Origin of the sequence: Streptomyces nojiriensis (genome assembly GCF_017639205.1) — a bacterium.
In the GTDB taxonomy this organism is placed as follows: domain Bacteria; phylum Actinomycetota; class Actinomycetes; order Streptomycetales; family Streptomycetaceae; genus Streptomyces; species Streptomyces nojiriensis.
This window is the reverse complement of sequence record NZ_CP071139.1, coordinates 205586-229222: the sequence shown is the minus strand read 5'-3', so window position 1 is coordinate 229222 and position 23637 is coordinate 205586. Positions and strand designations below refer to the sequence as shown.

At 68.8% G+C, this 23637-nt stretch carries 29 protein-coding genes and 2 pseudogenes; 12 read left to right on the top strand and 19 right to left on the bottom strand.

Annotated features, from left to right (window positions below):
• Positions 1-20 precede the first annotated feature (20 nt).
• The 5 genes from JYK04_RS01170 to JYK04_RS01150 form a co-directional block, all read right to left on the bottom strand.
• The gene (locus JYK04_RS01170) at positions 21-1340 is read right to left on the bottom strand and encodes a UDP-glucose dehydrogenase family protein (RefSeq protein WP_189748163.1); all 1320 of its coding nucleotides are present in this window, start codon (positions 1338-1340) and stop codon (positions 21-23) included.
• Between the two features lie 88 nt (positions 1341-1428).
• On the bottom strand, positions 1429-2673 hold the full coding sequence (locus JYK04_RS01165) for a hypothetical protein (protein ID WP_189748165.1): 1245 nt from the start codon (positions 2671-2673) through the stop codon (positions 1429-1431).
• A gap of 93 nt (positions 2674-2766) precedes the next feature.
• Complete coding sequence (locus JYK04_RS01160) at positions 2767-3261, bottom strand: NUDIX domain-containing protein (protein WP_189748167.1); 495 nt, start codon at positions 3259-3261, stop codon at positions 2767-2769.
• Positions 3262-3502: 241 nt separating this feature from the next.
• On the bottom strand, positions 3503-4084 hold the full coding sequence (locus JYK04_RS01155; RefSeq protein WP_189748169.1) for a class I SAM-dependent methyltransferase: 582 nt from the start codon (positions 4082-4084) through the stop codon (positions 3503-3505).
• 323 nt (positions 4085-4407) lie between these two features.
• Positions 4408-4911, bottom strand: coding sequence for a recombinase family protein (locus tag JYK04_RS01150; protein WP_189748173.1), 504 nt, complete (start codon positions 4909-4911; stop codon positions 4408-4410).
• A gap of 347 nt (positions 4912-5258) precedes the next feature.
• Here JYK04_RS01150 and JYK04_RS01145 point away from each other — a divergent pair, with 347 nt between their 5' ends.
• Complete coding sequence (locus JYK04_RS01145; RefSeq protein WP_189748175.1) at positions 5259-6140, top strand: helix-turn-helix domain-containing protein; 882 nt, start codon at positions 5259-5261, stop codon at positions 6138-6140.
• On the top strand, positions 6133-6345 hold the full coding sequence (locus tag JYK04_RS01140; RefSeq protein ID WP_189748177.1) for a DUF397 domain-containing protein: 213 nt from the start codon (positions 6133-6135) through the stop codon (positions 6343-6345). Before JYK04_RS01145 ends, JYK04_RS01140 begins: the two co-directional genes overlap by 8 nt.
• A 77-nt stretch (positions 6346-6422) precedes the next feature.
• On the opposite strand, the gene JYK04_RS01135 is transcribed toward JYK04_RS01140, so the two are convergent.
• Together JYK04_RS01135 and JYK04_RS01130 are read right to left on the bottom strand one after the other, a co-directional pair.
• Complete coding sequence (locus JYK04_RS01135) at positions 6423-7538, bottom strand: methyltransferase domain-containing protein (RefSeq protein WP_189748179.1); 1116 nt, start codon at positions 7536-7538, stop codon at positions 6423-6425.
• A gap of 6 nt (positions 7539-7544) precedes the next feature.
• Positions 7545-7694: a hypothetical protein gene (locus tag JYK04_RS01130; protein WP_189748181.1), complete on the bottom strand. Its 150-nt coding sequence runs from the start codon at positions 7692-7694 to the stop codon at positions 7545-7547.
• A 233-nt stretch (positions 7695-7927) separates the two neighbouring features.
• On the opposite strand from JYK04_RS01130, the gene JYK04_RS01125 reads away from it, so the two are divergent.
• The gene (locus JYK04_RS01125; RefSeq protein WP_189748183.1) at positions 7928-9211 is read left to right on the top strand and encodes a helix-turn-helix domain-containing protein; all 1284 of its coding nucleotides are present in this window, start codon (positions 7928-7930) and stop codon (positions 9209-9211) included.
• On the opposite strand, the gene JYK04_RS01120 is transcribed toward JYK04_RS01125, so the two are convergent.
• The 5 genes from JYK04_RS01120 to JYK04_RS01100 all read right to left on the bottom strand — a co-directional run bounded on the left by JYK04_RS01120 (position 9151) and on the right by JYK04_RS01100 (position 12217).
• A complete protein-coding gene (locus tag JYK04_RS01120) occupies positions 9151-9618 on the bottom strand; it encodes a site-specific integrase (protein WP_189748185.1) in 468 nt (155 codons plus the stop codon). The two genes, JYK04_RS01125 and JYK04_RS01120, sit on opposite strands and share 61 nt — an antisense overlap.
• A gap of 25 nt (positions 9619-9643) precedes the next feature.
• Positions 9644-10441 (bottom strand): site-specific integrase, encoded by a 798-nt coding sequence (locus JYK04_RS01115; protein ID WP_189748187.1) that lies wholly within the window; start codon positions 10439-10441, stop codon positions 9644-9646.
• On the bottom strand, positions 10438-10830 hold the full coding sequence (locus JYK04_RS01110; protein WP_189748190.1) for a DUF6221 family protein: 393 nt from the start codon (positions 10828-10830) through the stop codon (positions 10438-10440). Before JYK04_RS01110 ends, JYK04_RS01115 begins: the two co-directional genes overlap by 4 nt.
• Positions 10831-10857: 27 nt before the next feature.
• Positions 10858-11675, bottom strand: a protein-coding gene (locus JYK04_RS01105) for an IS5 family transposase (protein ID WP_189748192.1) whose coding sequence is annotated in 2 segments (ribosomal slippage) — positions 10858-11333 and positions 11333-11675 — 819 coding nt in all. Because the reading frame shifts where the segments join, the coding sequence is not laid out codon by codon here.
• A gap of 194 nt (positions 11676-11869) precedes the next feature.
• Positions 11870-12217, bottom strand: a complete 348-nt coding sequence (locus JYK04_RS01100; RefSeq protein WP_189748194.1) for a VOC family protein — start codon at positions 12215-12217, stop codon at positions 11870-11872.
• Positions 12218-12804: 587 nt separating this feature from the next.
• Between JYK04_RS01100 and JYK04_RS01095 the strand changes: the two genes are divergently transcribed.
• The gene (locus tag JYK04_RS01095) at positions 12805-12954 is read left to right on the top strand and encodes a hypothetical protein (protein ID WP_189748197.1); all 150 of its coding nucleotides are present in this window, start codon (positions 12805-12807) and stop codon (positions 12952-12954) included.
• A 96-nt stretch (positions 12955-13050) separates the two neighbouring features.
• On the opposite strand, the gene JYK04_RS01090 is transcribed toward JYK04_RS01095, so the two are convergent.
• The 5 genes and pseudogenes from JYK04_RS01090 to JYK04_RS01070 form a co-directional block, all read right to left on the bottom strand.
• Positions 13051-13560, bottom strand: coding sequence for a hypothetical protein (locus tag JYK04_RS01090; RefSeq protein ID WP_189748199.1), 510 nt, complete (start codon positions 13558-13560; stop codon positions 13051-13053).
• Between the two features lie 206 nt (positions 13561-13766).
• A pseudogene (locus JYK04_RS01085) lies at positions 13767-14263 on the bottom strand (helix-turn-helix domain-containing protein); the annotation flags it as partial.
• A gap of 177 nt (positions 14264-14440) precedes the next feature.
• Positions 14441-14875 (bottom strand): hypothetical protein, encoded by a 435-nt coding sequence (locus tag JYK04_RS01080; protein WP_189748201.1) that lies wholly within the window; start codon positions 14873-14875, stop codon positions 14441-14443.
• 486 nt (positions 14876-15361) lie between these two features.
• Positions 15362-15754: pseudogene (locus tag JYK04_RS01075) on the bottom strand (transposase); the annotation flags it as partial.
• Between the two features lie 240 nt (positions 15755-15994).
• Positions 15995-16204 (bottom strand): hypothetical protein, encoded by a 210-nt coding sequence (locus JYK04_RS01070; protein ID WP_189748203.1) that lies wholly within the window; start codon positions 16202-16204, stop codon positions 15995-15997.
• Positions 16205-16372: 168 nt separating this feature from the next.
• Here JYK04_RS01070 and JYK04_RS01065 point away from each other — a divergent pair, with 168 nt between their 5' ends.
• From JYK04_RS01065 to JYK04_RS01055, 3 genes are all read left to right on the top strand, one after another.
• Positions 16373-16876, top strand: a complete 504-nt coding sequence (locus JYK04_RS01065) for a GNAT family N-acetyltransferase (protein WP_202186002.1) — start codon at positions 16373-16375, stop codon at positions 16874-16876.
• A 199-nt stretch (positions 16877-17075) separates the two neighbouring features.
• Positions 17076-17429: a hypothetical protein gene (locus JYK04_RS01060; RefSeq protein ID WP_189748595.1), complete on the top strand. Its 354-nt coding sequence runs from the start codon at positions 17076-17078 to the stop codon at positions 17427-17429.
• A gap of 557 nt (positions 17430-17986) precedes the next feature.
• Positions 17987-18709 (top strand): DUF4232 domain-containing protein, encoded by a 723-nt coding sequence (locus JYK04_RS01055; protein WP_189748593.1) that lies wholly within the window; start codon positions 17987-17989, stop codon positions 18707-18709.
• Here the strand turns inward: JYK04_RS01055 and JYK04_RS01050 are convergent.
• Positions 18670-18945: a hypothetical protein gene (locus tag JYK04_RS01050; RefSeq protein WP_189748601.1), complete on the bottom strand. Its 276-nt coding sequence runs from the start codon at positions 18943-18945 to the stop codon at positions 18670-18672. The two genes, JYK04_RS01055 and JYK04_RS01050, sit on opposite strands and share 40 nt — an antisense overlap.
• 164 nt (positions 18946-19109) lie before the next feature.
• Here JYK04_RS01050 and JYK04_RS40905 point away from each other — a divergent pair, with 164 nt between their 5' ends.
• On the top strand, positions 19110-19451 hold the full coding sequence (locus JYK04_RS40905) for a transposase (RefSeq protein ID WP_308431154.1): 342 nt from the start codon (positions 19110-19112) through the stop codon (positions 19449-19451).
• A 188-nt stretch (positions 19452-19639) separates the two neighbouring features.
• On the opposite strand, the gene JYK04_RS01040 is transcribed toward JYK04_RS40905, so the two are convergent.
• Entirely contained in the window at positions 19640-20389 is a 750-nt protein-coding gene (locus tag JYK04_RS01040) for a DUF6082 family protein (RefSeq protein ID WP_189748590.1), read from the bottom strand.
• Positions 20390-20704: 315 nt separating this feature from the next.
• On the opposite strand from JYK04_RS01040, the gene JYK04_RS01035 reads away from it, so the two are divergent.
• The 4 genes from JYK04_RS01035 to JYK04_RS01020 all read left to right on the top strand — a co-directional run bounded on the left by JYK04_RS01035 (position 20705) and on the right by JYK04_RS01020 (position 23369).
• Positions 20705-20866 (top strand): hypothetical protein, encoded by a 162-nt coding sequence (locus tag JYK04_RS01035; protein ID WP_189748587.1) that lies wholly within the window; start codon positions 20705-20707, stop codon positions 20864-20866.
• A 372-nt stretch (positions 20867-21238) separates the two neighbouring features.
• On the top strand, positions 21239-21445 hold the full coding sequence (locus JYK04_RS01030) for a hypothetical protein (protein ID WP_189748584.1): 207 nt from the start codon (positions 21239-21241) through the stop codon (positions 21443-21445).
• An 827-nt stretch (positions 21446-22272) separates the two neighbouring features.
• Positions 22273-22857 (top strand): hypothetical protein, encoded by a 585-nt coding sequence (locus JYK04_RS01025; RefSeq protein WP_229876979.1) that lies wholly within the window; start codon positions 22273-22275, stop codon positions 22855-22857.
• Entirely contained in the window at positions 22767-23369 is a 603-nt protein-coding gene (locus tag JYK04_RS01020) for a TIGR03086 family metal-binding protein (protein ID WP_229876978.1), read from the top strand. The genes JYK04_RS01025 and JYK04_RS01020 overlap by 91 nt, the downstream gene beginning before the upstream one ends.
• Positions 23370-23637: the final 268 nt, after the last annotated feature.

The following is a 23637-nucleotide window of genomic DNA, read 5'->3' as shown; positions in this document are numbered from 1 at the left end:
CGCGGTGCGTGGCCCGGGGTCTAGTGGGCGGGCCTTCCGATCTGGTGGAGGGTCCAGCCCGCGGTCCGCCAGAGGGTGGCGTCCAGGGTGGTGCGGCAGTCGACCATCAGCGGTGTGGAGGTTCGGGCGGCGAGCGGGCCGGGGTCGGCCTGCCGGTACTCCGGCCACTCCGTGCCCAGCACCACTGCGTCGGCGCCGTCTACGGATGCCGTCAGGTCGTCGGTGTACTCCAGTTCCGGGTTGCGGTGCATCGCCGTGGATACGGCCTGCGGGTCGTGCACGGTGACGACTGCTCCGGCCGTCTGGAGGGCTTGTGCCAGTGACAGGGCGGGGGATTCCCGCACGTCGTTGGTGCCGGGCTTGAAGGCGGCCCCCCACACGGTGATGCGGGCCCCGGCCAGCGGGCGGCCGAGCGCCTTCACCACCAGGCCCAGACCCACGTCGGTGCGGTGTTCGTTGATCTCCTCCGCTGCCCGCAGGAAGGTGGCGGCGTCGGCCGCGCCGAGCTTCTGCGCGGAGGCGGTGAAGGCCCGGATGTCCTTGGGCAGGCAGCCGCCGCCGTAGCCGAGGCCCGGCGACATGCTGCCCTTTCCGATGCGTACGTCGACGCCGAGGATGTCGACGATCTGCGACACGTCGCCGCCCGCGGCGTCGCACATGTTCGCCACGGCGTTCATGAAGCTGATCTTGACGCCGAGGAAGCTGTTCGCCGCGCCCTTCGCGAGCTCGGCGGTCTCCGGGGTGGTGATGAACAGCGGCACGCCGGTTTCGAGGATCGGCGCGAACACCGTACGGATGGCCTTCTCCGCCTCGGCGGTGGTCAGGCCGGCGACGATCCGGTCGGGGCGCAGGCTGTCCTCGACGGCGTGGCCCTCCCTCAGGAACTCCGGGTTCCACACCACGTCGGCCGTTTCGCCGGCGGGTGCCAGGCGGTGGACGAGCGCGGTCAGCTGTCGGGTGGTGCCCACCGTGACGGTGGACTTCCCGACGATGGTGCACGGCTGCTTCAGGTGCGGGGCGAGCTGGCGCACCGCTCCGAAGACCTGCCCGGTGTCGTAGCTGCGGCCGTCGGAGTCGATGGGCGTTCCCACTCCCAGGAAGTGCAGTTCGGCGAACTTGGCGGCTTCCGCGATGTCGGTGGTGAACCGCAGTCGGCCCGTTGCTGTGTGCCGGGCCAGCAGCTCGGGCAGCCCCGTCTCGTAGATGGGGCATTCGCCGCGGTTGAGCCGGGCGATCTTGTCGGCGTCGGTGTCGACACCGATCACTTCGTGCCCGAGCTCGGCCATCGCCGCGGCGTGCGGGATACCGAGGTGCCCGCAGCCGATCACTGAGATGCGCATACGCCTGACTTTCGTTCTGGAAGAGGGCCCGCCGTCGGAGGGCCGGAGAACAAGCCCAGAGGCTAGTGCCGTTCTCCGGCCCCACCGTTCACTCGCTGTCGGTGCCGTGCTCCAGCAGGCGCTCCAGTTCGCCGATGGCGGTGGCGGCCGTCTGGCGTACGACGACGTCACCGTCCTGCGGCCCCTCCAGCGGGTAGTCGAACCAGGTGCCGTCCGGCCGGGGGAAGCCCTCGGGGTCGACGATGAACACCTTGAGCCCGGCCTCGCGGGCTCGCCTGGCGACCTGCCGCCGGTCGGCGTGCAGCCCGATCACGACCAGGGCCTTCGCCTCGGGGTGGAGGGTGACCGGAGGAATGCGCTGGTCGTAGCGCCGCATGAACTCCTCGCGGAAGCCTGCTCGGGCTCCCAGGGCGTCGAAGTTGTTCGTGATGAACGGGCCGACCATGTGGCCTGCCGTCTCCAGGCGCTTGAGGGCGTGCAGGGCAGGGGTGACCTCGGCGTTGAAGCAGGACTGGTACATCTCCGACAGCTCCAGCACCTTGTCCTCCGTATTGAGGAGCAGCTCCTGGAGGAACGGGTCCCGGCCGGGGGCGAGGATGAAGGTGGTGCCCTTGCCGAGCTCGATGTCCTCGATCTCGTTGACGCGGTAGATCTCGTGGAGGCGGTGCAGCGGGGGGATCCCTGCCTCGTAGGAGACGCCGCAGCCAACCTCAACCTGGAACGGGAGGAAGTCGGTGAGCTGCGCCAGGTTGTCGGCGTAGATCGGCTTCCCAGGGGTGTCCTTGACGCGGACACCGTGGGTCAGTACCTCCCACGGCCGACGCCGGATCGCCTTCGGCAGGAAGCAGTTGACGGAGGTGAACGTTGTGTCGATGACCTGGTAGCCCGCCGGGAGCTTGCGGCCCGCCCTCACGTCCTCCGGGTGTTCCTCGATGCGGCTCGTGTGGAGGCGCAGGTCTCCCAGCTCCCAGCGGCCCGGTCCCGTCTCCTTCCAGCCGCCCTCGGCCAGCATCAGGTGGTTCTGCTCCCACGCCTCGTGGATCTCGTCGTGGGGCGCCGCCACCGAGTGGTAGACGTACAGCTCCGTCATCGCGAGCGCCGGGGCCCCGGTGGTGTCCACCAGGCCGAACTGGTGCCGGTAGTGGATGATGCGCCGCCGTGCGTCGCCGGATCCCGTCCAGCCAGAGTTGTCGGCGGTCTCCTCCTGCTGGGTGCGCCGCCAGATCCCTTCCTCCTGGTACCGGGGGCGGTCCGCGGTCAACCCGTAGAAGTCGTGCCACTTCTGGAGCTGCTCTTCGTCGAGCTGGTCAATGACCGTGAGGGGGAACTGCATGCCGTGTCCTCGATTTCTGATTCGAAGCAGGCCCGCACCCACACCGGGAGCGGGGTACGCGCGGCGGCCCGGCTGCTCGCGGGCCGGCCGGCGTCAGATCATGGGGTTGCCGTACAGCAGCTCGACGCCGAACGCGCGCGACCGCACGGCCTGTACGCAGGCACGGAAGCGCAGCAGTTCGTGATCCAGGAGCAGACCCTCGGCCTGTTCGGGTGTGACCCAGCGCAGGCCCTTGTATCCGCGGGTCGGCCGAACGTCCTCGGGGAGCTCGGCGAGGCGCTTGTAGTACACGAAATTGGAGCCCTCGTGGTGCTTGTCGGGCACGGCCGTGGCGTGGTCGACGAGGAGGAACCGGTCGGCGGTCAGGCGCACGTGCAGCTTCTCCGCCAGGTGCCGGGCCAGGGCGCGGCGGGGAAGCTCGTTCGGGGCTGCGGAGCCGCCCGGCAGTCCCCACCGGGACACCTCTGTCCAGTAGGAACGCTCGATCACCGCGAACCGGCCCTCGGGCGCCTCCAGGAAGGCCAGAGCGCCGACCCGCCGGGGAGGAGGGTTCTTGAAGTAGTCCGGGTTCTCGCTGTTCTCGCTCATCCGTGCCTCCTTCGATCACCCGGCAGGGCCGGGGTATCGGCTTGTGGCAGTCGCGGTGTGGGCCGCCCTCTGCCGGGCCTTCCGATGCTGATCCGCTGGCAGAGGGCGGCGTTCCGTGGCGGTCCCCGCCGGTGGGGGGAAGTCCCGGCGGGGACCGTGCGCGCGGCGGCCGTCCACGCCCTGGGTTGCCTGACCGCCCGCGCACTCACCCCCGCATGTCCGGCTGGACCGGGGGAGACCTTCAGTAGCCGACGGGTTCGCGCAGCACCATCACCGAGTGCAGACCGACCCGGTACGGGACGGCCGAGCCCCATCCGTCGGCGAGCTCGTCAAACTGGCCCGGGCTCAGCCCGCGCTCCAGAAAATCCGGGGGATCCTCCTCCATGATCTTGGTCATGACGTAGACCAGCCCGCCGGGCCGCAGCACCCGTTTCACGTCACCCATCAAGCGGTGCCGGTCCAGGTGCTCCAGGCTCATACGCATCGTCACGATGTCCACCGAGCCCAGCTCGACCGATACCGGAATGCCCTCGGCATTCAGGTCGCACTGCTGGAAGTAGACCTGCCCGTGGTACGGGCCGCCTGCCCGTGCCGAGGCGAGCGCGACCGGGCTGTAGTCGTAGCCCACAGTCCGGATGCCGTACCGGCCCAGCTGGCGCGTCCACGCGCCACGCCCGCACCCCAGGTCAAGAGCCTGCATGCCCTGCTGGGGGCCGGCGTGGTCGAAGAACAGCCGTAGCTCGGCGTCCCCGATGACACGTGCCGAGCGGCCAAGCTGGTGGTACCGGTCCCAGTCCTCGACGGTCACCGCGGCGCGGCTCATCATCGGACGCTCTCAGGGAAGTGCAGGAGCCGGTCCCGAACGGTCGTCCCCGGGTCTGCCGGCACGGTGCCCGCACCGGCAGACCCGTCCGGCGTCTTCTCGTGCTTCTGCTCCGGCCCGCGGTCCTCCACGGGCCTCGGCGGCCGGCTGTCGCCGTACGCCTCGAACATGGTCATCCCCTCCATTGCTCCATACGGCCACCACGTAGGCGGCCATCAACGCCAGCACGCACAGCACGATCAATGCCTGGAGCACCCACTGGCGCCACCCAAAGCCATGCCGGTCGATTGGCCGTTCCTTCAAGATCCATTCCCGTAAGCCGTTCACAGCCCGACCGTCGCCTCCGGGGACCCCAGCGCCACGAACCATCGGCGCTGCGCCGTCGTGCGCAGCACCCGCTCGTACTCGTCCAAGTCGGGGCTGATGTGCTCGAAGTCCGGGCACAGGATCCCGTCGACGAACCCCTGCCTCACCTGGTCGAGGGCCTTCAGCAGACCCATGCGCTGCTCGACCGCGCTCGGCCCGTGGCCGTCGGTGAACTCCGCCCCGACCCGCATCGCCCGCCGCACGGCGACGGCTCGAAGGCGAGCGAACTGCTCCTCCGCCTCCTGGGCCGAGGACCGTGTGCAGACATACAGCGCGACCCGGGGTGTCCTTCCGTTGCGGCGCAGCGCGTGCGTCGCCTCGTTCAGCATGCTCTGGCGCAGGTACATCAGCCGCCGGTGAGGATCGGCGGCCACCCTCAGCCCCCCACCCCCTGAGAACCAGGAGTTCCAGGCGTACACCGCGTTGTCGCGGTCCATCCACCTCTGAACAGCGCTGTGCACGACTTACCTCCATCCATCGCAGTCCGTGCGGGACCCAGGCGCTCTGAGCAGGAAGGAGTCCTGGGCCCCGCACGGCGGGGGAGGCCGCCCGGAGCCGGATGCGCGGCAGTTGGCCGGCGCCCGGTGGCGGCTCGACTACGTTCCTACCAAAGTGAGTTGATGTGCAATCAGAACTCCGAGAGCAATTGCTAGCGGAAGGGGATTGGTATATGCATAAGGCGAACCGATGCTGAGAGAGCGCGGACCGGAGCCCGCCTGTGGTGAACCGGAGGTCGCGCAACGCAAACCGAAGCTGCGACCATCGGAGCCGAGGCTCGCACGGTCCGAACCGAGAGGAGGCAAGGCGTATGGCAGCGAACGTACGAGCCACATTCCTGAGGATCACCCTCGGAGCGGAACTCACCCGTCTACGCGATCAAGCCGGGTTGACGGGCGACCAGGCGGCAAGGAAGGTCGGCTGCGCGCCCTCGGCCATCAGCCGGGTTGAGAGCGGCACGTCAGGCTTTCAACGCATAGAGCAGTTCACCAAGCTCCTCGACGAGTACAAGGTCAGCCGCCAGGACGCGGCAGTCCTCACGGACTGGTACAAGAACGCGAAGCGGGAGGACTGGTGGGCTCCGATCGGCTCCGTTCTTCCTTCTGGCCTGAGCACGTTCTTGGCTTTTGAGTCCGGCGCGCGCCGCGTCCACGTGTGGACGCCCATGGTCATCAACGGCCTGTTCCAGACGGAGGAGTACGCCGAGGCGCTGATCGAGGGCGCGCGGATCGCGGATGATCGCACAGCCGAGTTCGTGGAGAGTGCCGTAAAGGTCCGGATGAACCGAAAGAAGCGGATCACCGACGACGGTATGGAGCTGATCTGCATCATGGACCAGTCGGCACTCACCAACATGGTTGGTGGCCCGGACGTGATGCAGGCGCAGTACGAGGAGATCAAGCGTCTTGCCGGCCTGTCGAACGTCACCCTGCGGTTCATCCCGGCGAAGGCTCCTGCCTACCGGGTGCTGAGCGGCGAGTTCCAGGTCCTCGATTTCGATCGCCAGGAACTTCCTGGTCCCGTCGTCGCGAGTACGACGGTGGCCGGTGAGACGCGTGTCCTGTCGAAAGAGCGGTCGGTGAGGCAGTTCATCCGCCGCTTCGATGTCCTTGCTCAGGGTGCCCTGCCCGTTCACGAGACCCCTGCGTTCATTGATCAAGTAGCACGAGAGGTATTGAAGGAACATGAGTAACACCGACACCCCCCGTCCCTACGGGCAGTGGTTCAAGTCTTCGTACAGCGGTGGGACCAGTGATCAGTGCGTTGAGGCGTGCCCGCAGCCAGCAGCGGTCTACGTCAGGGATTCCAAGCGCCGTGATGACCCCCAGGCGCCTGTCCTGAGTTTCTCGGGCGCCGCCTGGGCGGCGTTTGCCGGCCACGTCAGCGGCCGCAGCTAGGTCCTTCGGGTGTCCTCCTCGCTCGCATCGAGGCGGACACCCGCACCGGCCAGCTTGCCGTAGAGCACCGACGACCGTCAGGGCATGTACGGTCCGGCATCTGCGGCGCCGCACCAGACACTCTGCCCGTCGGGTGTGACGGTCATTCCGAAGTCCCACAGCTCCGGAGAGCCGCGCTCTTCCCAGTGGCGCCGTCCGGCGTCGGCCTCTGCCAGGAGCTGGCGGGGGCCGCCTTCGTACGCCGCCGTGGTGCCGGTCTGATCGATGACGGCGGTGGCCCAGGAGCTGACGCCGTCGTGCAGCCGGATGGTGAGGCCTTCCTTCGTTTCCTCGGTGGCGATCCGGATGTCCGGGTGGGACACCCTGAGCGCGAAGAGCAGGTTCGCGTCGGTGAGCGCGCGCAGGCCGCCTGCGGCGGGGACCGTGCGGTCGGGTGGGCCGTCGCCACGGATGGCGTGATGCTCACGGCCCTGCTCGATACCGCGGCTCGGCATGAACATCCCGAGCCCCTGCACCCAGCCCGTCGCAGACTTGCCGTCGTCGGCGACGGTGAGCGCGACATGCCCGAGGCGGCCCCAGGGGATGACGAGGCGGCCGCCGGGTCTGGTCTGCTCGATCCAGGCCCAGGGAATCTCGTCAACGGCGTAGGTGGCGATCACCCCGTCGTACGGCGCCCCTGCGGGCCAGCCGGTATTACCGTCTCCGGCGTGCACGGCGACGTCGAGCCCGGCCGCGGCCAGACGCTGGCCGGCCGCCGCCGCAAGGTCGGGGTCGACCTCGACGCTGGTGACCAGACCGGCGCCTGCACGGGAGGCAAGGAGTCCCGCGTTCCAGCCGACGCCGGTGCCGACCTCCAGGATCCGCTGTCCGGGCTCCAGGATGAGGGAGTCGAGCATGTCCGCGACGACGGCGACGCAGGACAGGCTTGAGCTGGGCAGGCCGTCCAGGATCTGGATGATGGCCGAGTCCTGGGGGCCCGCGTACACGAGGTCGGCCCACGCGTCCTGGTCACGGTCGCGATCGACGGGCACGTATGCGCCGTGCCCGTTCCACGTCCACAGCTGGTCGGGGGCGAACTGGTGGCGGGGCACGGTATCCAGGATGGCGCGGCGGACCCACGGGGAGTCCGCCGGCCACAGGCCCTGGGTTTCCATGACCTCCTCCAGCTCACGCTGACGGTCGTCGAGGTACATGTCGCGCTACTTCTTGCGCTTGCCCGAGCCGGGCCCCGGGGTGGAGACCTGGCCGTCGCTGTTTCCCGGCGGCGGTGTGCCACCGCTCAGCGGCGGGTTCGGCTTGGCGTGGTTCCCCCCACCGCCGCCGCTGTTCGAGCCTTTGTCCTTCGGCATGATGCGCTCCCCTCACAGTCGAGTGATGGTGCTGGACTCGGTACCAGGCGGTCGCCCGGGAGGCGGTCCGCGTTGTGGTGCCGGTGACCACGACACCACAACGGCACGCCCCGCGGTCCACGCTGCCCACACCATGCATGGCGTATGCAGTTCTTGAATACGCGCTGTGCCCATCCGGTTACAGGCTCTAGGGTGGGGGCGGCAGGCCCAGCGCCTATCGACGGAGGGCGCCCGTGAGTACGGACCCGCTCTGGAGCTCCCACCATGTGCTGGAGTTCGCCGAGCGCCGACACGCAGGTTCACTCATCCGCGTCGGCCGCGAAGCCCGCGGGTGGCGTCAGAGGGACCTCGGAGTGCGCCTGGCCTGCTCGCAGTCCACCGTCTCGCGCTTGGAGCAGGGCCGGTCCCTCGATCTGCCCCTGCTCAAACAGGCCGCGAACCTGGTCGGCGTTTCCGGCTGGCTCCTCAACACGTCCTTAGGCCTAAGTTCCTCACCAGCGCCTACAGTTGTCGTTGACAGGACCCCGGCCGAGGAGGATCCCATGCGCCGCCGTCACCTCATCACCGCAGCGGCGTTCGCCGTCCCCCTGAGCCTGATGACTCGGCTGGAATCCGCGCTCGCCTCGACATCTGAGCCCAGCGGTGCCCCAGCCTGGACCCTCGACGCCCGTCTGACGGCCGCACGAGGGCAGTTCGATGCCGCCGCCCATGCCGGGCTCCTGCGCTCCCTGCCGAGCTTGCTCGCAGACGCCCACCAGGGAGCCTCCGAGACGCGCCGAGATCTCGACTACGCACGCCTCTCCTCGGCGTACACCATCGCCTCCCAGCTCCTGAACAAGCTCGGCCAGTACAAGCAATCACGGCTGACCGCGGACCGGGCCACCCTGTATGCCGACGTGTCTGGCTCCCCGCTTGCCGCAGCCGCCGCCACCCGCGAACTCGCCGCCGTACTACGCCATCAGGGCCAGGAAGCCGCGGCCCAGGCGCACATCGAAGCAGCTGTCGCCCGCGTGGAGGCCACCGGCCTCGCCACGGAAGCACAAGCCGCCGCCTTCGCGCAGATGCTGTGCAGCACCGCCTACACAGCCGCCATCGCCGGGGACCGCGACCAGGCGCTCGCCATGATCCGCGAAGCCGCCCGCGCGGCACGCGACCTGCCCGACGCTGCGCCGACCGGACGTCTCTTCCCGATCACCCCGGCGGCCGTCGATCTCTACGCGGTCGGAGTCCATTGGGCACTCGGCGACGCTGGCACCGCTCTCGAAGCTGGCCGGAACCTGCACGCCGATCAGTTCCCCACCATCGAGCGCAAGGGCCGTATGCACACCGACCTCGCACGCGCCTGGTGGCAGCGCGCCAAGCCGGATCAGACGGTCGGCGAACTCCTCTCCGCAGCCCGACTCGCCCCCGGAGAGGTCCGCGACCGGCCCGCAATTCGGCAGATCGTCGGTGATCTCTACGCCAAGCACCCCCACGTCAGTGGCGTCCGCGAGCTCGTCGCGGTGACCGCCGCATAGCCCTGGCCTACCCAACGCGCTCGTGACCGGTGTGCCTGCGCCACCGCGGCGTGTGCCGGGCCGCCGTACAGCGGGACCTTGGCGAGCGGGTCGCGGGCACCGGCACCGTGCTGGCGGTCGTAGACGGTGTCCGCGGTGTGGGCTCTCTCGGCCCACCGACCGGCAGTGTTGCGCTCGGCGAGGGGCACCCCGGCCGCGATCAGGTCGGTGTTGGCGCCGGCCCGCCAGCCGTGTGAGGTGACCTTCCGCCCGTCGATGTACGGGACGCCGGCGCGCTCCGCGAGTTCCCGGAGCCGTTCGTCCAGGGACCCGGGCCGCATGCGCACGCCGCGCTTGCGGTCCTCCGGGTACTTCCGCAGCTCGCCCTTGACGGTCAGGGCGCGGAAGACCGGCAGGTGGGGGGGCATAGGCGCCGAGGTCGCGCAGGACGGCCTACCAGGCACGGGCTCGGCGGACGAGCTGGAGGTCTTCCCGGTCCTCGATGAAGCGGCCGGCGCCCTTGCCCGTCTGGTCGGTCTTCGACGTCGCGGTGACCACGTAAAGGCCGGTGTCGTGGATCTTGAGACGCCCGATGAGCTGGTCGGTCAGCTCCGACTCGCGGTTCAGGTTGCTGTAGGCGAGCGCGGCAAGGAAGGCGTCGCGCTTGCCGATGTTGGTCGTCTCGTCGATCGCGGCGATGATCCGCACGTTGTACCCGATCGTGACAGCCGGGGCCCGTTTCACCTCCCCGCCCGCCTTCGCCCACTCCTTCTTCCAGACGCGCAGGCCGCTCTTGAACCAGCTCGGGTCCGGCCGCAGGTCGACGGGCTGCCAGTTCCAGATCCGGGGCATGTACTGGCCGACGCTGTCCGGCTTGCACTCACCCGCCTTGCCGCGGCGGATCAGGTGCAGGCCGTAGGGCGTGTAGGTCGCCGTCGTGCACGGGTGCGCGAGCCGGGGAGGCTTCTGGGCCGCGCACCACGCCTCGAAGATCCCGCTGGTGGAGTCGCGGTTGGTGATCGTGTTCTCGGCGAGGTCGGGCTCGCCCAGGTCGGCGACATCCTCATCAGTCAGCCGGAAGTCGTGGCCTTGCCAGGCCGGTCGCTCGTCGGCGAGCGGCGGGAGCTCGCCGGGGCCGAGCGTGGTGTGCTGGGTGACCAGGTACCGCGGGCCCGGCTCTACGGCCGCGCGCGGTACCACGCTGTCGCGCTCGACCAGCTCGGCGTCGAAGATGTCCAGCTCCCTGCTCACGGCTCCTCCACAGGGGACTGGTCGGGGTGTTCGGGATGATCGCGAAACGGCTCGGCGAACTGCACGAGCACCGCGAGCAGACCCGCATCGAGCCGATCCCTCTGGCGCTCGCACAGCTCCAAGAGCCGCTCCTTGGCGTCGAGGTCGTCCAGCACCCGCACCGGCTGCTGGCAGGCCAGGTGCAGCGCGACGTCATGATCGGCGGCCGCGCCGTGGCCGGTGAAGACCTTCGTCAGGATCCGGCCGTCCACCGCGATGCCGGGGCCGGACGGCTCCCACCAGCCGCTGGCGGCGGTGGCCGCCTGCGCGAGGCTGCGCTCATCGTCAACGCGGGCCCGCAGGAAGGCGATCCATGTCCCGGCCGGCACCGGCCCGTCGCTGCTCGTCATCGTCGCGCCCCCCTCTTATCCCGTGTCCTATGTGGTGATGCGGACGAGTCGCTTGTAGCAGCAGAGGGCTGCAGCGAGGCCGAGGAAGGCCAGGTAGTTGCGGGGGTGGCGCTCGTAGCGGTGGTTGAGTCGGCGGTAGCCGGTCAGCCAGGACATGGTCCGTTCGATTACCCACCTGCGGCGCCCGAGCCGTTCGGAGGACTCGATGCCCTTGCGGGCGATGCGGACGCCGATCCGCTTGCCGCGGAGCCATTTCCGCAGTTCAGGACTGTCGTAGGTCTTGTCGGCATGGAGGCGTCGGGGCTTGAAGTGGCGGCCGCGGTGGGGGTCGTGTCTCGTTTGGTGACCGAGCACCATGGGCTTCAGCGCTTGGCTGTCGTGGGTGTTGGCGGCCGAGAGGCCGACGACGAGGGGCAGTCCGTTCGCGTCCGACAGGACGTGCATCTTGGAACCCGGCTTGCCCCGGTCCACGGGGCTCGGGCCTGTGAGTTCGCCCCCTTTTTGGCCCGGACGTGGGCGGAGTCGAGGACCGCGCGTGAAAGATCGAGCAGGCCGGCGTCGTCGAGCCGGTGCAGGATCTCCTCGTGCAGCCGGCCCCACACTCCGGCCCTCGACCAGATCAGGAACCTGCGGTGAGCCGTCGACTTCGATATCCCGAAGCAAGGCGGCAGTGCCCGCCAGGCGCACCCTCTGACCAGTACGTAGATGATGGCCGCGAACAACGTCTCATCAGGCGTGTCCTGCGTGCCACCGCCCTGCGCCCGCACCTTCGACGGTGGGATCAGCGGCTCCGCGATCTCCCACAGCCCGTCCGGAACAATCCAGCTCCAAGTACCCCGCCCCATACCGACATCAACGACGCCTCACCACATAGGACACGGTCTTAGTACCGGTTATTTAAAGCAGAATATCTGGTAAGGCATGCCTAAGTGCGTGTCGGGAGTGGTTCCCCGCAGACGAGCTTTTTCTTTATCTACCAGGACCTACCGGGCTTGCCGATGGCCTTGAGGGTCTCGGGTCGTTTGACGGTTTTGGCGCGTCACCGATGGCCCAGCACATTGACCACCCGTCCGCTGGGATCGCGGACGAAGAACCGCCTCACGCCCCACTCCTCATCCTGCAAGGGGTGCACGATCTCCGCACCGCTCTCCCGCATGACCGCATAGGCCGCATCCACATCGTCCACCTCGACGCTCATGTCGGGGGCGACAGGCGCGGTCTTGTCGCTGGTCATGACACTGATCTGCGCTGCCGGGCTGGACGGGGAGGCGAGCGTCATGATCCAGCCGTGGTTCATGACCTCCTCGAAGCCCAGCAGGCCATAGAACTCCCGGCTCTCCTGCGCGGCCTCCGACTGGATGTTGGGCACGACACGGCGAACGGCCATCGACGACTCCATGTGAGAACAAACGTGTCTCTATGTCCCCCAGGAGTACTACGCGACGTCCGCCACCGCACGCACTTCCGCAACAACCTTTAGTGAACGACGCCAGCAGTGGCGGGTCGTGCAACCGCCCGCCCGGATCGACGTCGAGCTACTCGGCCACGCACGGTGAGGCCAGGACCGACCGCTCCGAGTCCAGTTGTGGAAGCGCGCCCGCTTGGGCCCGCACGCGCCGTCGGCGACGGCTTTGTCGTAGCGCCACTGCATGGCGGCGTCGACTTCGGCCTTCGGCGCATTCATGGGGACGTAGGACCCGGAGTAGACGACGCATGATGAGTCGTAGACCGGCCACAGCACCCACGACCCGAACGCGACGACGGCGGCCATCACGGTGAGCACGGCTGCGACTCGGCGGCGTGGCGTGGAGAGAAGACGGATGTCGGCCCCGGCCCTTGGCCTCCCGCAGCCTGTGCTCGCGGACCTCGCGCGAGTCGTCCGGCCGGCTGACGCCGCGCTTCAAATGAGGTGCAGGAAGCCGGCATCCGGCAGGCTCCATGACGGCCGGCACCTCCTGAAAGCAGGCCACCGGCATGGCTCTGGCGGGCCGCCTCGTGGACGCGACCCTCCACGCCCTCACCAGGCCGCTGACCGCCCGGCCCGCGCCCGCGTCCAGGCTGTGGGTCTCCCCGATGGCGGCCCGCTCGCACTCCACCACCCCTCTTCTGAGAAGCGGCCGTTGATGCCGCTGCGCATCCGAGCCTTCAGGGTGGCGCAGAACGCAGCCCTGGTCTTCGTGGGGGACTCGAAAATGGGCGCGAGACGGGGCCGTGGCGCCGCTACCGGGCGGCGCTCAGGCGGGTGTGAAGAGTCTGCCGGGATATCCCTGTCATGCGGGCGAGGGCGGTGATGTTGACCTCGACGCCGCTCTCTTCCAGGCGTATCACTTCGCTCACGATGCCGTTTACCGCCCCGTTGCGCAGGTCGTTCGCCATGGCCCAGTCGCACGCACTGCCTTGTAGGGCCTCGAGGCTGTAGGCAGTGTGCTCATCCCGGTCTGTGTGCGTCAGCAGTTCCTTGGCGGGGACTCGGTCGATCCGGTCGAGGAGGTTGATCGCCTGGTCTACGTCCGCCGAGACGAGCCAGGCGATGGTCATTGCCGACCACCGGCGCCCGGTGATTCGTTCATAGATCTCAGCCCTGTGGGTGGATCGGGCAGCCGATCGGCGCTCCGCTTCGGCCTGGGTGACCTTTCCTTGCTCGTCGTACTTGGCGGCCTCGCGGTAGTGGTCACCAGCATCGACCCGCAACTGTTCCGCTCGCTTGCGGAGGTGATCGTCATCAAACATGGCTACATGTAAAGATGTTGACGCCTCATCCGTCAAGATCCTTACGTATGGAGGTGGGGTGTCTGTCTGCAGGGTCAGACCATGATCGCTCGGACAGGCTCTCCCGGGCTGAAACGGATCCTCACCCAGGCGGGTGGCTTCCTGTCGTACGCAGCCCACCGTTTCGCGTCCTCCGCCGGGCTGTGTCCGGGGAACGCTCCCGAGGGCTTCTTGGCCGCGTAGTCGGGGTCGCGGGAGGTTTTCCAGGTCTTCAGGCGTTGAAAGGGACGCCTTCCTCGCGGAGCAGGATGCGCAGGCCCTCGTGGCTGATGTCGTCGACCACCCCCTCGGCGACCAGGAAGTCGGCCAGCTTCGCGAGGCTCCAGGTCGAGAACGGCAGACCGTGCTCGACCGGTTTGGACTTGGCGGTCTTCTTGATCTCACGGCGCTCGGGAAGGGTGAGCGTCCTGGGCCGGCCGCCTTTGTACTTCGGATAGAGCGACTCGAAGCTGTCGGCGTTGAAGTTGTGGACCACGTCCCGGACCCGGTCCACGCTGGTGATCGTCACCTCAGCGATCTTCGCCACCGGCATTCCCTGCGCTGACAGCAGCACCATCTGGGCCCGCCGCCAAGTCACCACCGACCCGGTGCCCCTGCGGATATTCTGCAGTAACCGCCTGCCCTCGTCGTCGTCGATATCCCGGACCTGCACGCGCTCAGCCACATGATCATTCTGGACGTCTGGCGCCGCCCGGCGCAGCAACCGGGCGACATGTCAGGACGGGGCAAACGTTGCTTGATACGGCACTAGCTCGATTAGGGCTGCTCGTGCACAGCGCCGCCAATCCATGGCGTCTGAGGCTGCCACCCTGTGTCGGGCTCGAGACCATAGCCCGGCGAGCTAGTCCGAGGCGTCGGCGGCCGTGCGGTGAAGAACGTGCTTGTCCAGGACGATGGTGTTGCTGCTTCGGACGGTGCCGTGGAGGTCCGAGAGGTTGCCGTCGAGGTGAATGGACCTTCCCTCCGTGCGGTAAGTGCCCGTGTTGACGCCGATCTTGAACACGGGGCAATCGTCCAGGTTGCAGATCACGTTGTTGATCTGCTCGAAACGGCCGTCCGCGGTGAAGGTCAGCTTCTGGATGTAGAGGGTGATTCCCGGGCGGTCCTTGTCGACGGACTCGGCCCACTGCCCTGTCAGCCGGGCCTGGTGTGCGGCCGGGGCGTCTGCCCCCGCCACCTGGGCGGCGGCGGAGCCACTGGTGGCCGTCATGGCGGCCAGGAGCAGAAGTGCGGTGCCCAATGCTGACTGGATCGTCGTCTTCATCTGCGCGCTCATCCCTTGTTCGTCGGTCCCTGGTCTGTAGAAGACGCAGCAGGGTCGGCTTGCGTGAGGGGGTGACAGCCCCTCGCTTCGGCGCATGCCGCTGGACAGCCTCCGTGAGTGAGTGCTGTCGGCGTTGGCGGGCCCGACCGTATCCGTTCAGATGCCGACCTCGTTCCCCCTCGACAGGGACCGCGTCTCGTTTCGGTTGCTTCGCGGACGCGGTGAACACTCCACACCAACCATTGGGGACAGAGGTACCGGGCCACTTCCGTTATCCGGCACGGGGCACACCGGTGGACACTGATTGGCCGAGAGTCACGACGCTCATCACATCGGCAGTCATGCTACCCGTGGGGGTCGTTCCCGCGCACGCGGGAACGACGCCCGCGCACCACGAGGCGCGTGCGATCACGTGGTGGGGGGTGAATGCCCTCCTGGATGTCATGCCCGTGTTCCCGGTGCCCCCCGGCGACCGTTCTGCTGTCTCAGACTGCGTCGTTTGGGCCGGTGGCGGGGGCGTCCTCGCCGGCCGCGGACGCGAGGAACGGCATCCAGCAGCGGTATCAGCTGGGTGACGTCGTGCCGGTTGCCTGGAGTCAGCGACACCGCGAGCGGAGTGCCGTGCCGGTCGACGATCACATGGTGCTTGCTGCCGGGACGGCCGCGGTCGACCGGCGAAGGTCCGGAGTGAGCTCCGCCTTTGAGCGCTCTGACGTGGGAGCCGTCGATCGAGCAGTCGTCCATGTCGAGGGGGCCGGCTCTGCGCAGTTCGGTGAGTAGGGTCTCGTGGAGGCGGGGCCAGAGCCCGGCCTCGGTCCAGTCCCGCAGGCGTCGCCGGCAGGTCACGCTGCAGCCGATCTGCCCGGCGGGCACGTCAGCCCAGGTCACACCTCTGCCCGCCGGGACTTGCCCACCATGCTCGACCGTCATATCCCGGGCTGCCTGCGTCGATCGACACCGCCGTCGGGAGCTCGCCGCCACCGAGACCCGCTTCCCTGTACAGGGCCCGAGCCGAACGCGCCCAGCGGTCCGGGGCCGTAGCCCCGCTTCCGCAGTCCGCTCCTCTGCGGTCCACGGCCGGACCGTTCGGCCCGGACTTCGGGTCTGTTGCGGTGCTCGGCTGTGGGGTCATCAGGCCGTCTCTGTCCTGCCCGTCATCTCTGGTCGCGTCGACGGACCGCTGTTCGGAAGCTCGCCGTCCAGTGCGCCACGGGCGGCAGTCAGAAACCCTGGACGTGCTTCGTTCAGGCGCGTGTGCTCGCCAGCCATCAGGTCCAGCATTGCGATGCGGCCCTCATCCATCGAGTCCCGCAGCAGCACTTCGGCTTCTTGGGCCGACATGGACAAGCCCTCCGTCAGAAGCCGTTGCCATACCGATCACGGAGTCTGTCGATCGAACGGGAGTCTCGATCGGGTGATCGCGGGCACTGCCCGGCATGAGAGTAGGACCTGGCGGTATACGGGGAAAATCCTGGGGAGCGGACGGCCGCGCTGCTACGGTCGGGCGCTATGAGCTGGCTCCCCGATAACTTCGTCCATCCCGTCCTGATACGGCTGCCGGGCAGTGGTCATCACCTGCGGCCAATCCGGGAGACGGACACCCCGCTCGACTATCCGGCTGTGATGGGTTCGCGCGAGCGGCTGTGGACCATCTACGGCCCAGCCTGGGGCTGGCCCGCAGCCACCATGACCTACGAGGCCGACCAGGCCGACCTGTTGCGGCACGAGAAGGAGATCGCCGCACACCAGTCTTTCAACTACGCGCTGTTCGACGCAGAGGAGACAGCTCTGCTCGGCTGCGTCTACATCGACCCACCGGAGAGGGCCGGCGCGGACGGCGAGATCTCCTGGTGGGTGGTGGACGAGCTGGTGGACAGCAAGGTCGAGCAGGCCCTCGACGAGCTGGTGCCGCAGTGGATCGCCGCCGACTGGCCGTTCGAGCAGCCGCGCTTCCTCGGCCGAGAGATCTCCTGGTCGGACTGGCTCGCCCTGCCGGAGCACCCCGACGCGTAAGTAGCCTTTTGTCGAAATGCTTTGGGGGCTTGGTGCTCGAGCGGCCGTCTCGACTGGGTGCTCGGCGCATGCGAGCAGGGCCTCCTGAACAGCTCGCTGGTGTCGAATCACCGAGCATCAAGAGACCCCGCCCCCGAGCCGCCGCCGGGCCTCGGGAGGCGGATAGGCAGCCGGCGTCCCGTGATGCGGCCAACCCGAAATGGCGGCGTGGAACCTGGTGGCGGTCGGCCACCTGCTGGTGATGGCCAACGGGACTGCGGGCCATGACCGCATGGCGGCCGAGACCGTGATCGCCGAGCGGGCCAGCGCGCTGCTGGCCGCGGATGCACAGGAGCGGCAGGAGGAAATCCTGGCAGCTCAGCAGGAGGCTGAGCGGGCCCGGCGGGCAGCGGAGCGTGTACGTGCTCTGCTGTCGTCACTGCGGCGGCTCCCGACCGGGCGCCGGTCGCTGGGGCGTGAGGTGATGCGGGATTCGGTGCGCAGACTGCTGAAGGCAGCGGACGAGGCCGACAGCGTCCTCAATACCCGAGAGCGGGAGCTCGTCGAGTCATAGAAGACGCGTGCCGGCCTCGACGGACCTCCATCCGAGACCGGCCGCCCCGCTGACAAGGCATCGGGGGCCGGAGTCGACCGCGAAGCGGCCCTCGTACCAGGGCAGCGGCCAGGGAAGAGGCACACTCACGAGGTGGCATGTCCGGCCTGCGGCGCTGCTCCCGGAGTCCGGTGCGAGATTCCTGTCGGCTGTCACCCGTCTCGTGTGGCCAGGCTGAGGCGCTCGGTCCGCTGAGTACGGAGGTAGTCGTCAAGCAGCAGACACATCGGGTGTACCACCGGAGACATCGACGGCGGGTGCTCTGCAGTGGAGGTGAGCGCGGGGCACCTCAGTGCCTTGGGTTTGCCGAAGTCGCTTTGCCCGGAGGGTGGTGCGGAGGTCGGTACGGTGATTCGTCCGACGGTCGGTCCGGGAATTGGCCCTGCGGTCGGTTCGGTGGGCCGTTGGTCGCCCGGGGGCGCCGGGCGTACGGTGTCGCTCCCCGCCCACCGGACCGCCTAGATCATACTGTTTGCCGTTCGGGCAGCTTCCGTCCGAACGTAAGAAACGGGGACACCATGCGCATCCACCCAAGCCGTGCCGCGGCCCTTGCCACCGCCGTCGGGTTCGTCCTGGCACTGACCGGCTGCGGGGGCGGCACGGACGGGGATCTCAAGGCGCCAACGGCCGGCACGGGCACGTCGGCGGCTTCCGGCACCCCGGCCGCTTCCGGTACGGCGTCGGCGACTCCGACGGCGGCCGGTCCGAGCGGCACCGGCGATCCGGCGGGCGCCGCCGGCCCGACGCCAACGGGCCCCGACGGCAACGGGAAGGCGACGTACAGCGCCGACGCGACCACCGAGGACGCCTACGCCTACACCCACCCCTGTTCCGCCAGCAACCTCACCGTCAAGGTCACCTCGCCGCAGGGCTTCCCGGCGACCGTCCGGGTCGTCACGGTGACCAACAACGGTTCCACCACGTGCGGCCTCGACTTCCACCCCGCCGTCGGCTTCAGTGCCAAAGGCTCCGCCCTCGGCATCCAGGCCACGCCGCCCGAGGGTCTGGGCGGCGCGCCGGCGCACCCGGTGCGGCCCGGGGCGACCACGTACGCGGCGGTGGACCTCAACCCCTCGGGCGGCGGCGGTCCCGTGGCCGACGAGATCAACATCCTGGCCGACCCGAGCCACATGCCGAACGCCGACGGCGTCAGCCTGCCGCTCGCCACCACGGGTACCGTCGCCAAGCCGAGGGTCGGGCTCTACCACTTCACCGCACGCGACTCGTTCGACACCCTCTGACCGGGCGCAGCGCGGCTGCCCCGCAGGTCAGGTGGTGTCCTGGGGGCCGCGTCCAAGGCGTCCGCGAGGGCGGCGCGGGTGGCCGGGAGGGCGGGCTGGTTCGGGCCGAGGAGTTCCTCCTCGTCGGCCAGCAGCTCGGTGAGTTCGGTCGCCGCGCGGGCCGGTTCGCCCGCCGCCGTACGCCAACGCGCCAGGCCCATGCGGGTGCCCAGGGTGTGGAGGTGCTCCGGGCCCATCACGCGATACCAGCGCAGGCTGAATGACCTTCCGCTCGCTGAACAGGGCTTTGTGATCCTGCTGACGGTTCGGCACTTCATCTGCGGGTCGGCGGACTGCCCGCGCCGACGTTCGCCGAGCCGTTCTCGCAGCTGGCAGCCCAGCTGGGCTTGGAGCCGGCCGGATGACCTTGTTACGGAGGGTCATGGCATTGCCCGATCCTCAGTTCGGCACTCCGTGCGTGCTGGGCGTGGACGACTTCGCTATCCGCCGCGGCCAGACCTACTCCACGATCTTGACCATCGTCGAAGACCATCGCGTGGTCGACGTGCTCCCTACCCGAGAGGCCGGGCCGCTGGCCGCCTGGCTGATTCGCCACCCCGGCGTGGAGGTCATCTGCCGGGACCGGGCCAGCGCCTATGCCGAGGGAGCACGACGGTGCCCCAGACGCTCTGCAGGTCGCCGACCGGTTCCACCGCAACGTCATCTGGCACGTGAGCCATGCCGGAGTTCAGCAACTGCCTGACGGCCATCCGACGGGTGTTCAGGCATGTTGGTGATGTCTGGGACGCGGCTACCTGTTTCAGGGGCCCGTGCTGGTTCAGTCCTGCCGTCCCACGCTCAGGAAGAGGCATGCTCGGTTTACCAGGCAGATACGGTGATGCCGGGCGAACAGCTGTGACCGCCCAGTTCGCCGACAGGGCTCGTGATGCCTCATTCCGACCGACTGTCATCTGTTGTGAGCTCTGGGGGTCCAAGGTCGGTGCCCGCGTCGGTGAAGTAGTCAGCTGCTGGCACTGCAGGTCCTGCGTTGACAGCGGCTTGGTAGCTCTCCTCGACTAGGTCGGCGAACGCCGCAGCTCTTCGCCTCCGCCCTCCTATGGCGCCGCGAAGCCAGTCGTGTCCGCCATATTCCCAATGCGCTCTTCCTATCTCGCCGCGAAAATGCCGCTCAAGCGTATACCTGAGCATGGAATCATCCACGTCTCCCAGTTGATACGCGGCATACCATCTACCCATGATCAGATTGGCGAAAATGATCTGCCGATACCGCTCGAATGGCATTGGAGTGTTTGGCGGTTCCAGGCATTCCGCCAGGGCCCGATCTCCCATCGTTAGATAGATCATCTGCCTATGGGTAGACCTGTCCCGTTCATCTCTGGCAGCCTTTGTCTGCTGCGCTTGAAACGTGAGCGAGACCACAACGCCGGTCAGGGCGATTCCGGAAATCAGCACCGACGCCGCGCTGAAGGCTTGTGCGCGGTTGTCGATGAGTCTGAACACCAAGACCAGAAGCGCTGACAGCAGGGCCATCGCTAAGATCACAAAAGCTAGAGTCCTGCGAGGAATCATTGCAATAGAATCCCATACCATGGCGTAGATTTCAGCCCAGTTGTCTGTGTTGTCAGGAGAAGGAGCCTCGAACAGCAGGGGGATGGCCTGGAAGCCATCCCCTTTGTTCACTTGAGCGCCACCCGACTCAGGACTGGCCCGATTTCTCGGCTGATCAATTCCGTGAGCTGTTGCCGCACCACAGCATCCGTCCGAAGAGCGCTCTGCTTTGCTCAGGGTGAGATGGGTACTCGCCGACTGTCGGCCCTCCGCATCGCGTGGGCGCACCTTCTGCGACTGAGGCCAAAGATCGCAGAACGTAATGACAGTCGGGCGGTGAGACGGAGTGGATCCGCTGTTGCTGCCGTTCAGACGCCTCCGGAGTCCGGTGGTGCCCCTGGTGGCTGGAGCTTCACCCCGGCTGAACTGAGGCTCGTTGCACTCCTCGTGTACGGCCTCGCGGTCCGCCGGTGGCGGGACGTCAGCGAGGGCGTCCAGGGCGGCCGCCATCTCCTTCCACCACCGCTCGGGGAGGCCCGGGTCCTCGTCGAGGACGGGGCGCGGGAGACGATCGGGTTGGGGGCGAAGGCGTACAGCTCGGCCCGGTAGGCGTAGCCCTCGGTGCCGGCCTCGGCGCGGACCACTTGGAGCCAGTGCGGGCCGGCGGCCGAGGAGAGGGGCCGGCCCCGCTACCCCCACACCCGGCGGCCGATGGCTCGCAGGCCGACCTGGTCGGCGGCGTCCTGCTGGGCGGTCAGCATCCGGTCCACGGTGGCGAGGGCGGATCGACCACGGGCGGGGCGCGTGCGGGCGGAGGCCGGCGGCGGGCCCGCGCGCCCGGCCCGTCCCCGCTGTAGGCCGCCCGGCGGAACGCCACCTGGCCGCCGCTTGTGCGCCGCGCTTTCGGCCGATTCCGGTGCTAGCTTCCAGCTGCCGCCCGGTCGGGGCGGCGCTCTCGGCCACCATGCGAAGGAGCAGGCCATGACCCAGATCAGCGCCGCTGACGCGGAGCTCAAGAAGTCGTTGGCGATGGCGGGCGACGCGGGGACGAAGACCTGGCAGGTCAGCATCCAGCCGAACGCGGAGCTCGCAGCGCACTTCCTCAACATCAACCCGCCCCAGGGCGCGGGCGAGGCGACCATCGCCCCCCGGCCCGACGGAAGGTTCGACGTCTTCTACCTGAGTTAGGCCCGAGCCCCCCAGCGTCGGCCTGTGCCGCGGCGTGTCTTCGGGGACGCCGCGGCACCGGCGTGCGCGACGGCCCCGGACCGGCGAACAACCCGCCCGCTGCCAGTAGACCGGCCACGGGGGAGAGCGGTGCCTTCCAAGGGGGCGCGGGAGACGACCAGCTCACACAGTGTCCGCCGGGCGCCATCACCCCCCTCTGACCTGCATCGATCGTGCGGACACTAAGCGAAGTGGCCAGCATCCGACAGTGTCCGCAGCGTCCGCAGCCCCCGCCCCCGGTTAAGAGCATCACCGCAGGCCAAAGTCGTCCCTGGGGTGGAGGCTCTGCGGACGCTGCGCCCCTACAGCCGAGAGACAAAGAGGCCACCGGCGCGCGGCCGGGTGGCTTCTTCCATGCGGCTGCCAGCGGGCGACGGCAGCAGATCGAAACGGTCAGCGACATCGGAACGTCACACCAGGCAAGGATCCACACGGTTACCGGTAACCGGCCGCAGATACCGCCCCTCCCCGCCCTGAGCAGTGCGAACCGGCGTCCATGGAGCCTGTAACGGTAACCGCCCCGCAACTAGGAGGCTCAGCGTCACGGACGTCACGGCAGCCGTGGCGCCAGAGGCACGCAGGTCCGGGCGCCGAAGCCAGCCGTTGTCAGTGGTGGGCGCGAGGATGAGGGCATACCGCTGAACCAAGCACAGTCTGAAGGGTTCTCCATGTCCGCTTCCATCTCCCAACCCGCAGTCGACGTCGCGGCCGTCCCTTTCCCCACCGGCTGGTGCGCCACGGACCTGGGGAGCTTGCGGCCGTGCGCTTCCACCTACGAGGTGTACCCCGTGGAAAGCCTGCCGCCTCTGGAGGCCGTGCACCTGGATGACGGGTTCGACTGGCTGGACGGGGCGGGCGGGCCGCGATCCGGGCACACGGAGCATCTCGCGGCCACGGAGCAGGAACTGGCCGAGGCCGGACTGGCGCTCCCCGAGGGCTTCGCCGCCTTCTACGGTAGCGAGCACCTCTGCCGCGTCTTCGACGAGGTCTCGGTGACAGCGTGCTGGAGCCACCTCTCCGGTCCGCTGCACAGCCCGGTCGAGGAGGGCGCCCGTCTCGTACGGTTCCTGCGCGACCAGCAGGACTGCGTCATCTGGTATCTGTACCTGCGGCCGTCCGGCGAGGCGTTCGTGGTCTTCTCGCATGTGGAACTGGAGTCCGCCGGCTGGTGGGCGGAGGGGGAGCCGGCTGAGGAGGTCCGAGCTGCGGTGGCCTCCTCGCTGGTGCGGTGCGCCGACACCTTCGAGGAGTTCGCGTACCGCTTCGTCGTGGAGAACGAGCTGTGGATGCAGGCGAACTCCGCAGGCGCCGACAGCCCGCTCCCTCCCCGCCTCCGGTCGTACGCCGACCACTACACGCCCGCCGCATCCTGACCCGGACGTGCCGGACCACAGCCGCTGCGGCCTCGGGCGAGGACGTCGCCCCGCTCCCCGTCGTTCGGCCGCTGGTGGACTCGCGGGCGGTGATCACCGCCCGGACCGGCACGCCGCCCGGCACGGCCGTGCCGGTCCTGCCTGCGTGCTGGCGTGAGGAGCTGCCCGGGGTCCTGGGTGAGCTGGCCGAGGCCTGGCGGGACCCGGCGGCCTGGAGCGGCATGACCCGTGCGGGCGGTGTGGACCTGCCCGGGTCCGTCGCTGCCGTGGTGGCCGCCGACGAGCTGGTGGTCCACGGATGGGATCTGGCCCGGGCCACCGGCCTGGAGTACGTCCCCGACCCGGCCGCGCTGCGTGCTTCGTACGGGTTCCTGCGGGAGGCTGCGCAGGACGCGGGCCGCGGCGGGGGCATCTTCGGTGCGGTCGTGTCCGTGCCGGAGGGCGCCCCGCTGCTGGAGCGGGCCATCGGCCTGAGCGGCCGCGATCCGGCCTGGACGCCGCCGTCCCCCTGACACCACGGCGGACAGCAACCACCGCCCCACCACGGCCCCCCGCCCCGCCGGCCGATGGGTCACCGTCCACGGTTCACCGCCCACGCCGACGGCCCACCGCCTACCGTCTGCCGTTCACGGCATGCAGGGCCCACCACCCACCGTCCAGGGCCTACCGCCCACCGGCCATGGCCGACGGCCGCGGCGGGCGGCCAATGCGGGCGAGCCACGGCCCACCACCTACCGCCTGCCGTCTGCCGTTCACGGCCTGCGGGGCCTACCACCCGCC

Coding starts and splice junctions, on each gene's coding strand:
- JYK04_RS01170 (WP_189748163.1), bottom strand. CDS start 1,340: ATGCGCATCTCAGTGATCGGCTGCGGGCACCTCGGTATCCCGCACGCC.
- JYK04_RS01165 (WP_189748165.1), bottom strand. CDS start 2,673: ATGCAGTTCCCCCTCACGGTCATTGACCAGCTCGACGAAGAGCAGCTC.
- JYK04_RS01160 (WP_189748167.1), bottom strand. CDS start 3,261: ATGAGCGAGAACAGCGAGAACCCGGACTACTTCAAGAACCCTCCTCCC.
- JYK04_RS01155 (WP_189748169.1), bottom strand. CDS start 4,084: ATGAGCCGCGCCGCGGTGACCGTCGAGGACTGGGACCGGTACCACCAG.
- JYK04_RS01145 (WP_189748175.1), top strand. CDS start 5,259: ATGGCAGCGAACGTACGAGCCACATTCCTGAGGATCACCCTCGGAGCG.
- JYK04_RS01140 (WP_189748177.1), top strand. CDS start 6,133: ATGAGTAACACCGACACCCCCCGTCCCTACGGGCAGTGGTTCAAGTCT.
- JYK04_RS01135 (WP_189748179.1), bottom strand. CDS start 7,538: ATGTACCTCGACGACCGTCAGCGTGAGCTGGAGGAGGTCATGGAAACC.
- JYK04_RS01130 (WP_189748181.1), bottom strand. CDS start 7,694: ATGCCGAAGGACAAAGGCTCGAACAGCGGCGGCGGTGGGGGGAACCAC.
- JYK04_RS01120 (WP_189748185.1), bottom strand. CDS start 9,618: ATGCCCCCCCACCTGCCGGTCTTCCGCGCCCTGACCGTCAAGGGCGAG.
- JYK04_RS01110 (WP_189748190.1), bottom strand. CDS start 10,830: ATGACGAGCAGCGACGGGCCGGTGCCGGCCGGGACATGGATCGCCTTC.
- JYK04_RS01100 (WP_189748194.1), bottom strand. CDS start 12,217: ATGGCCGTTCGCCGTGTCGTGCCCAACATCCAGTCGGAGGCCGCGCAG.
- JYK04_RS01095 (WP_189748197.1), top strand. CDS start 12,805: ATGGCTCTGGCGGGCCGCCTCGTGGACGCGACCCTCCACGCCCTCACC.
- JYK04_RS01090 (WP_189748199.1), bottom strand. CDS start 13,560: ATGTTTGATGACGATCACCTCCGCAAGCGAGCGGAACAGTTGCGGGTC.
- JYK04_RS01080 (WP_189748201.1), bottom strand. CDS start 14,875: ATGAGCGCGCAGATGAAGACGACGATCCAGTCAGCATTGGGCACCGCA.
- JYK04_RS01070 (WP_189748203.1), bottom strand. CDS start 16,204: ATGTCGGCCCAAGAAGCCGAAGTGCTGCTGCGGGACTCGATGGATGAG.
- JYK04_RS01065 (WP_202186002.1), top strand. CDS start 16,373: ATGAGCTGGCTCCCCGATAACTTCGTCCATCCCGTCCTGATACGGCTG.
- JYK04_RS01060 (WP_189748595.1), top strand. CDS start 17,076: ATGGCGGCGTGGAACCTGGTGGCGGTCGGCCACCTGCTGGTGATGGCC.
- JYK04_RS01055 (WP_189748593.1), top strand. CDS start 17,987: ATGCGCATCCACCCAAGCCGTGCCGCGGCCCTTGCCACCGCCGTCGGG.
- JYK04_RS01050 (WP_189748601.1), bottom strand. CDS start 18,945: ATGGGCCCGGAGCACCTCCACACCCTGGGCACCCGCATGGGCCTGGCG.
- JYK04_RS40905 (WP_308431154.1), top strand. CDS start 19,110: ATGACCTTGTTACGGAGGGTCATGGCATTGCCCGATCCTCAGTTCGGC.
- JYK04_RS01030 (WP_189748584.1), top strand. CDS start 21,239: ATGACCCAGATCAGCGCCGCTGACGCGGAGCTCAAGAAGTCGTTGGCG.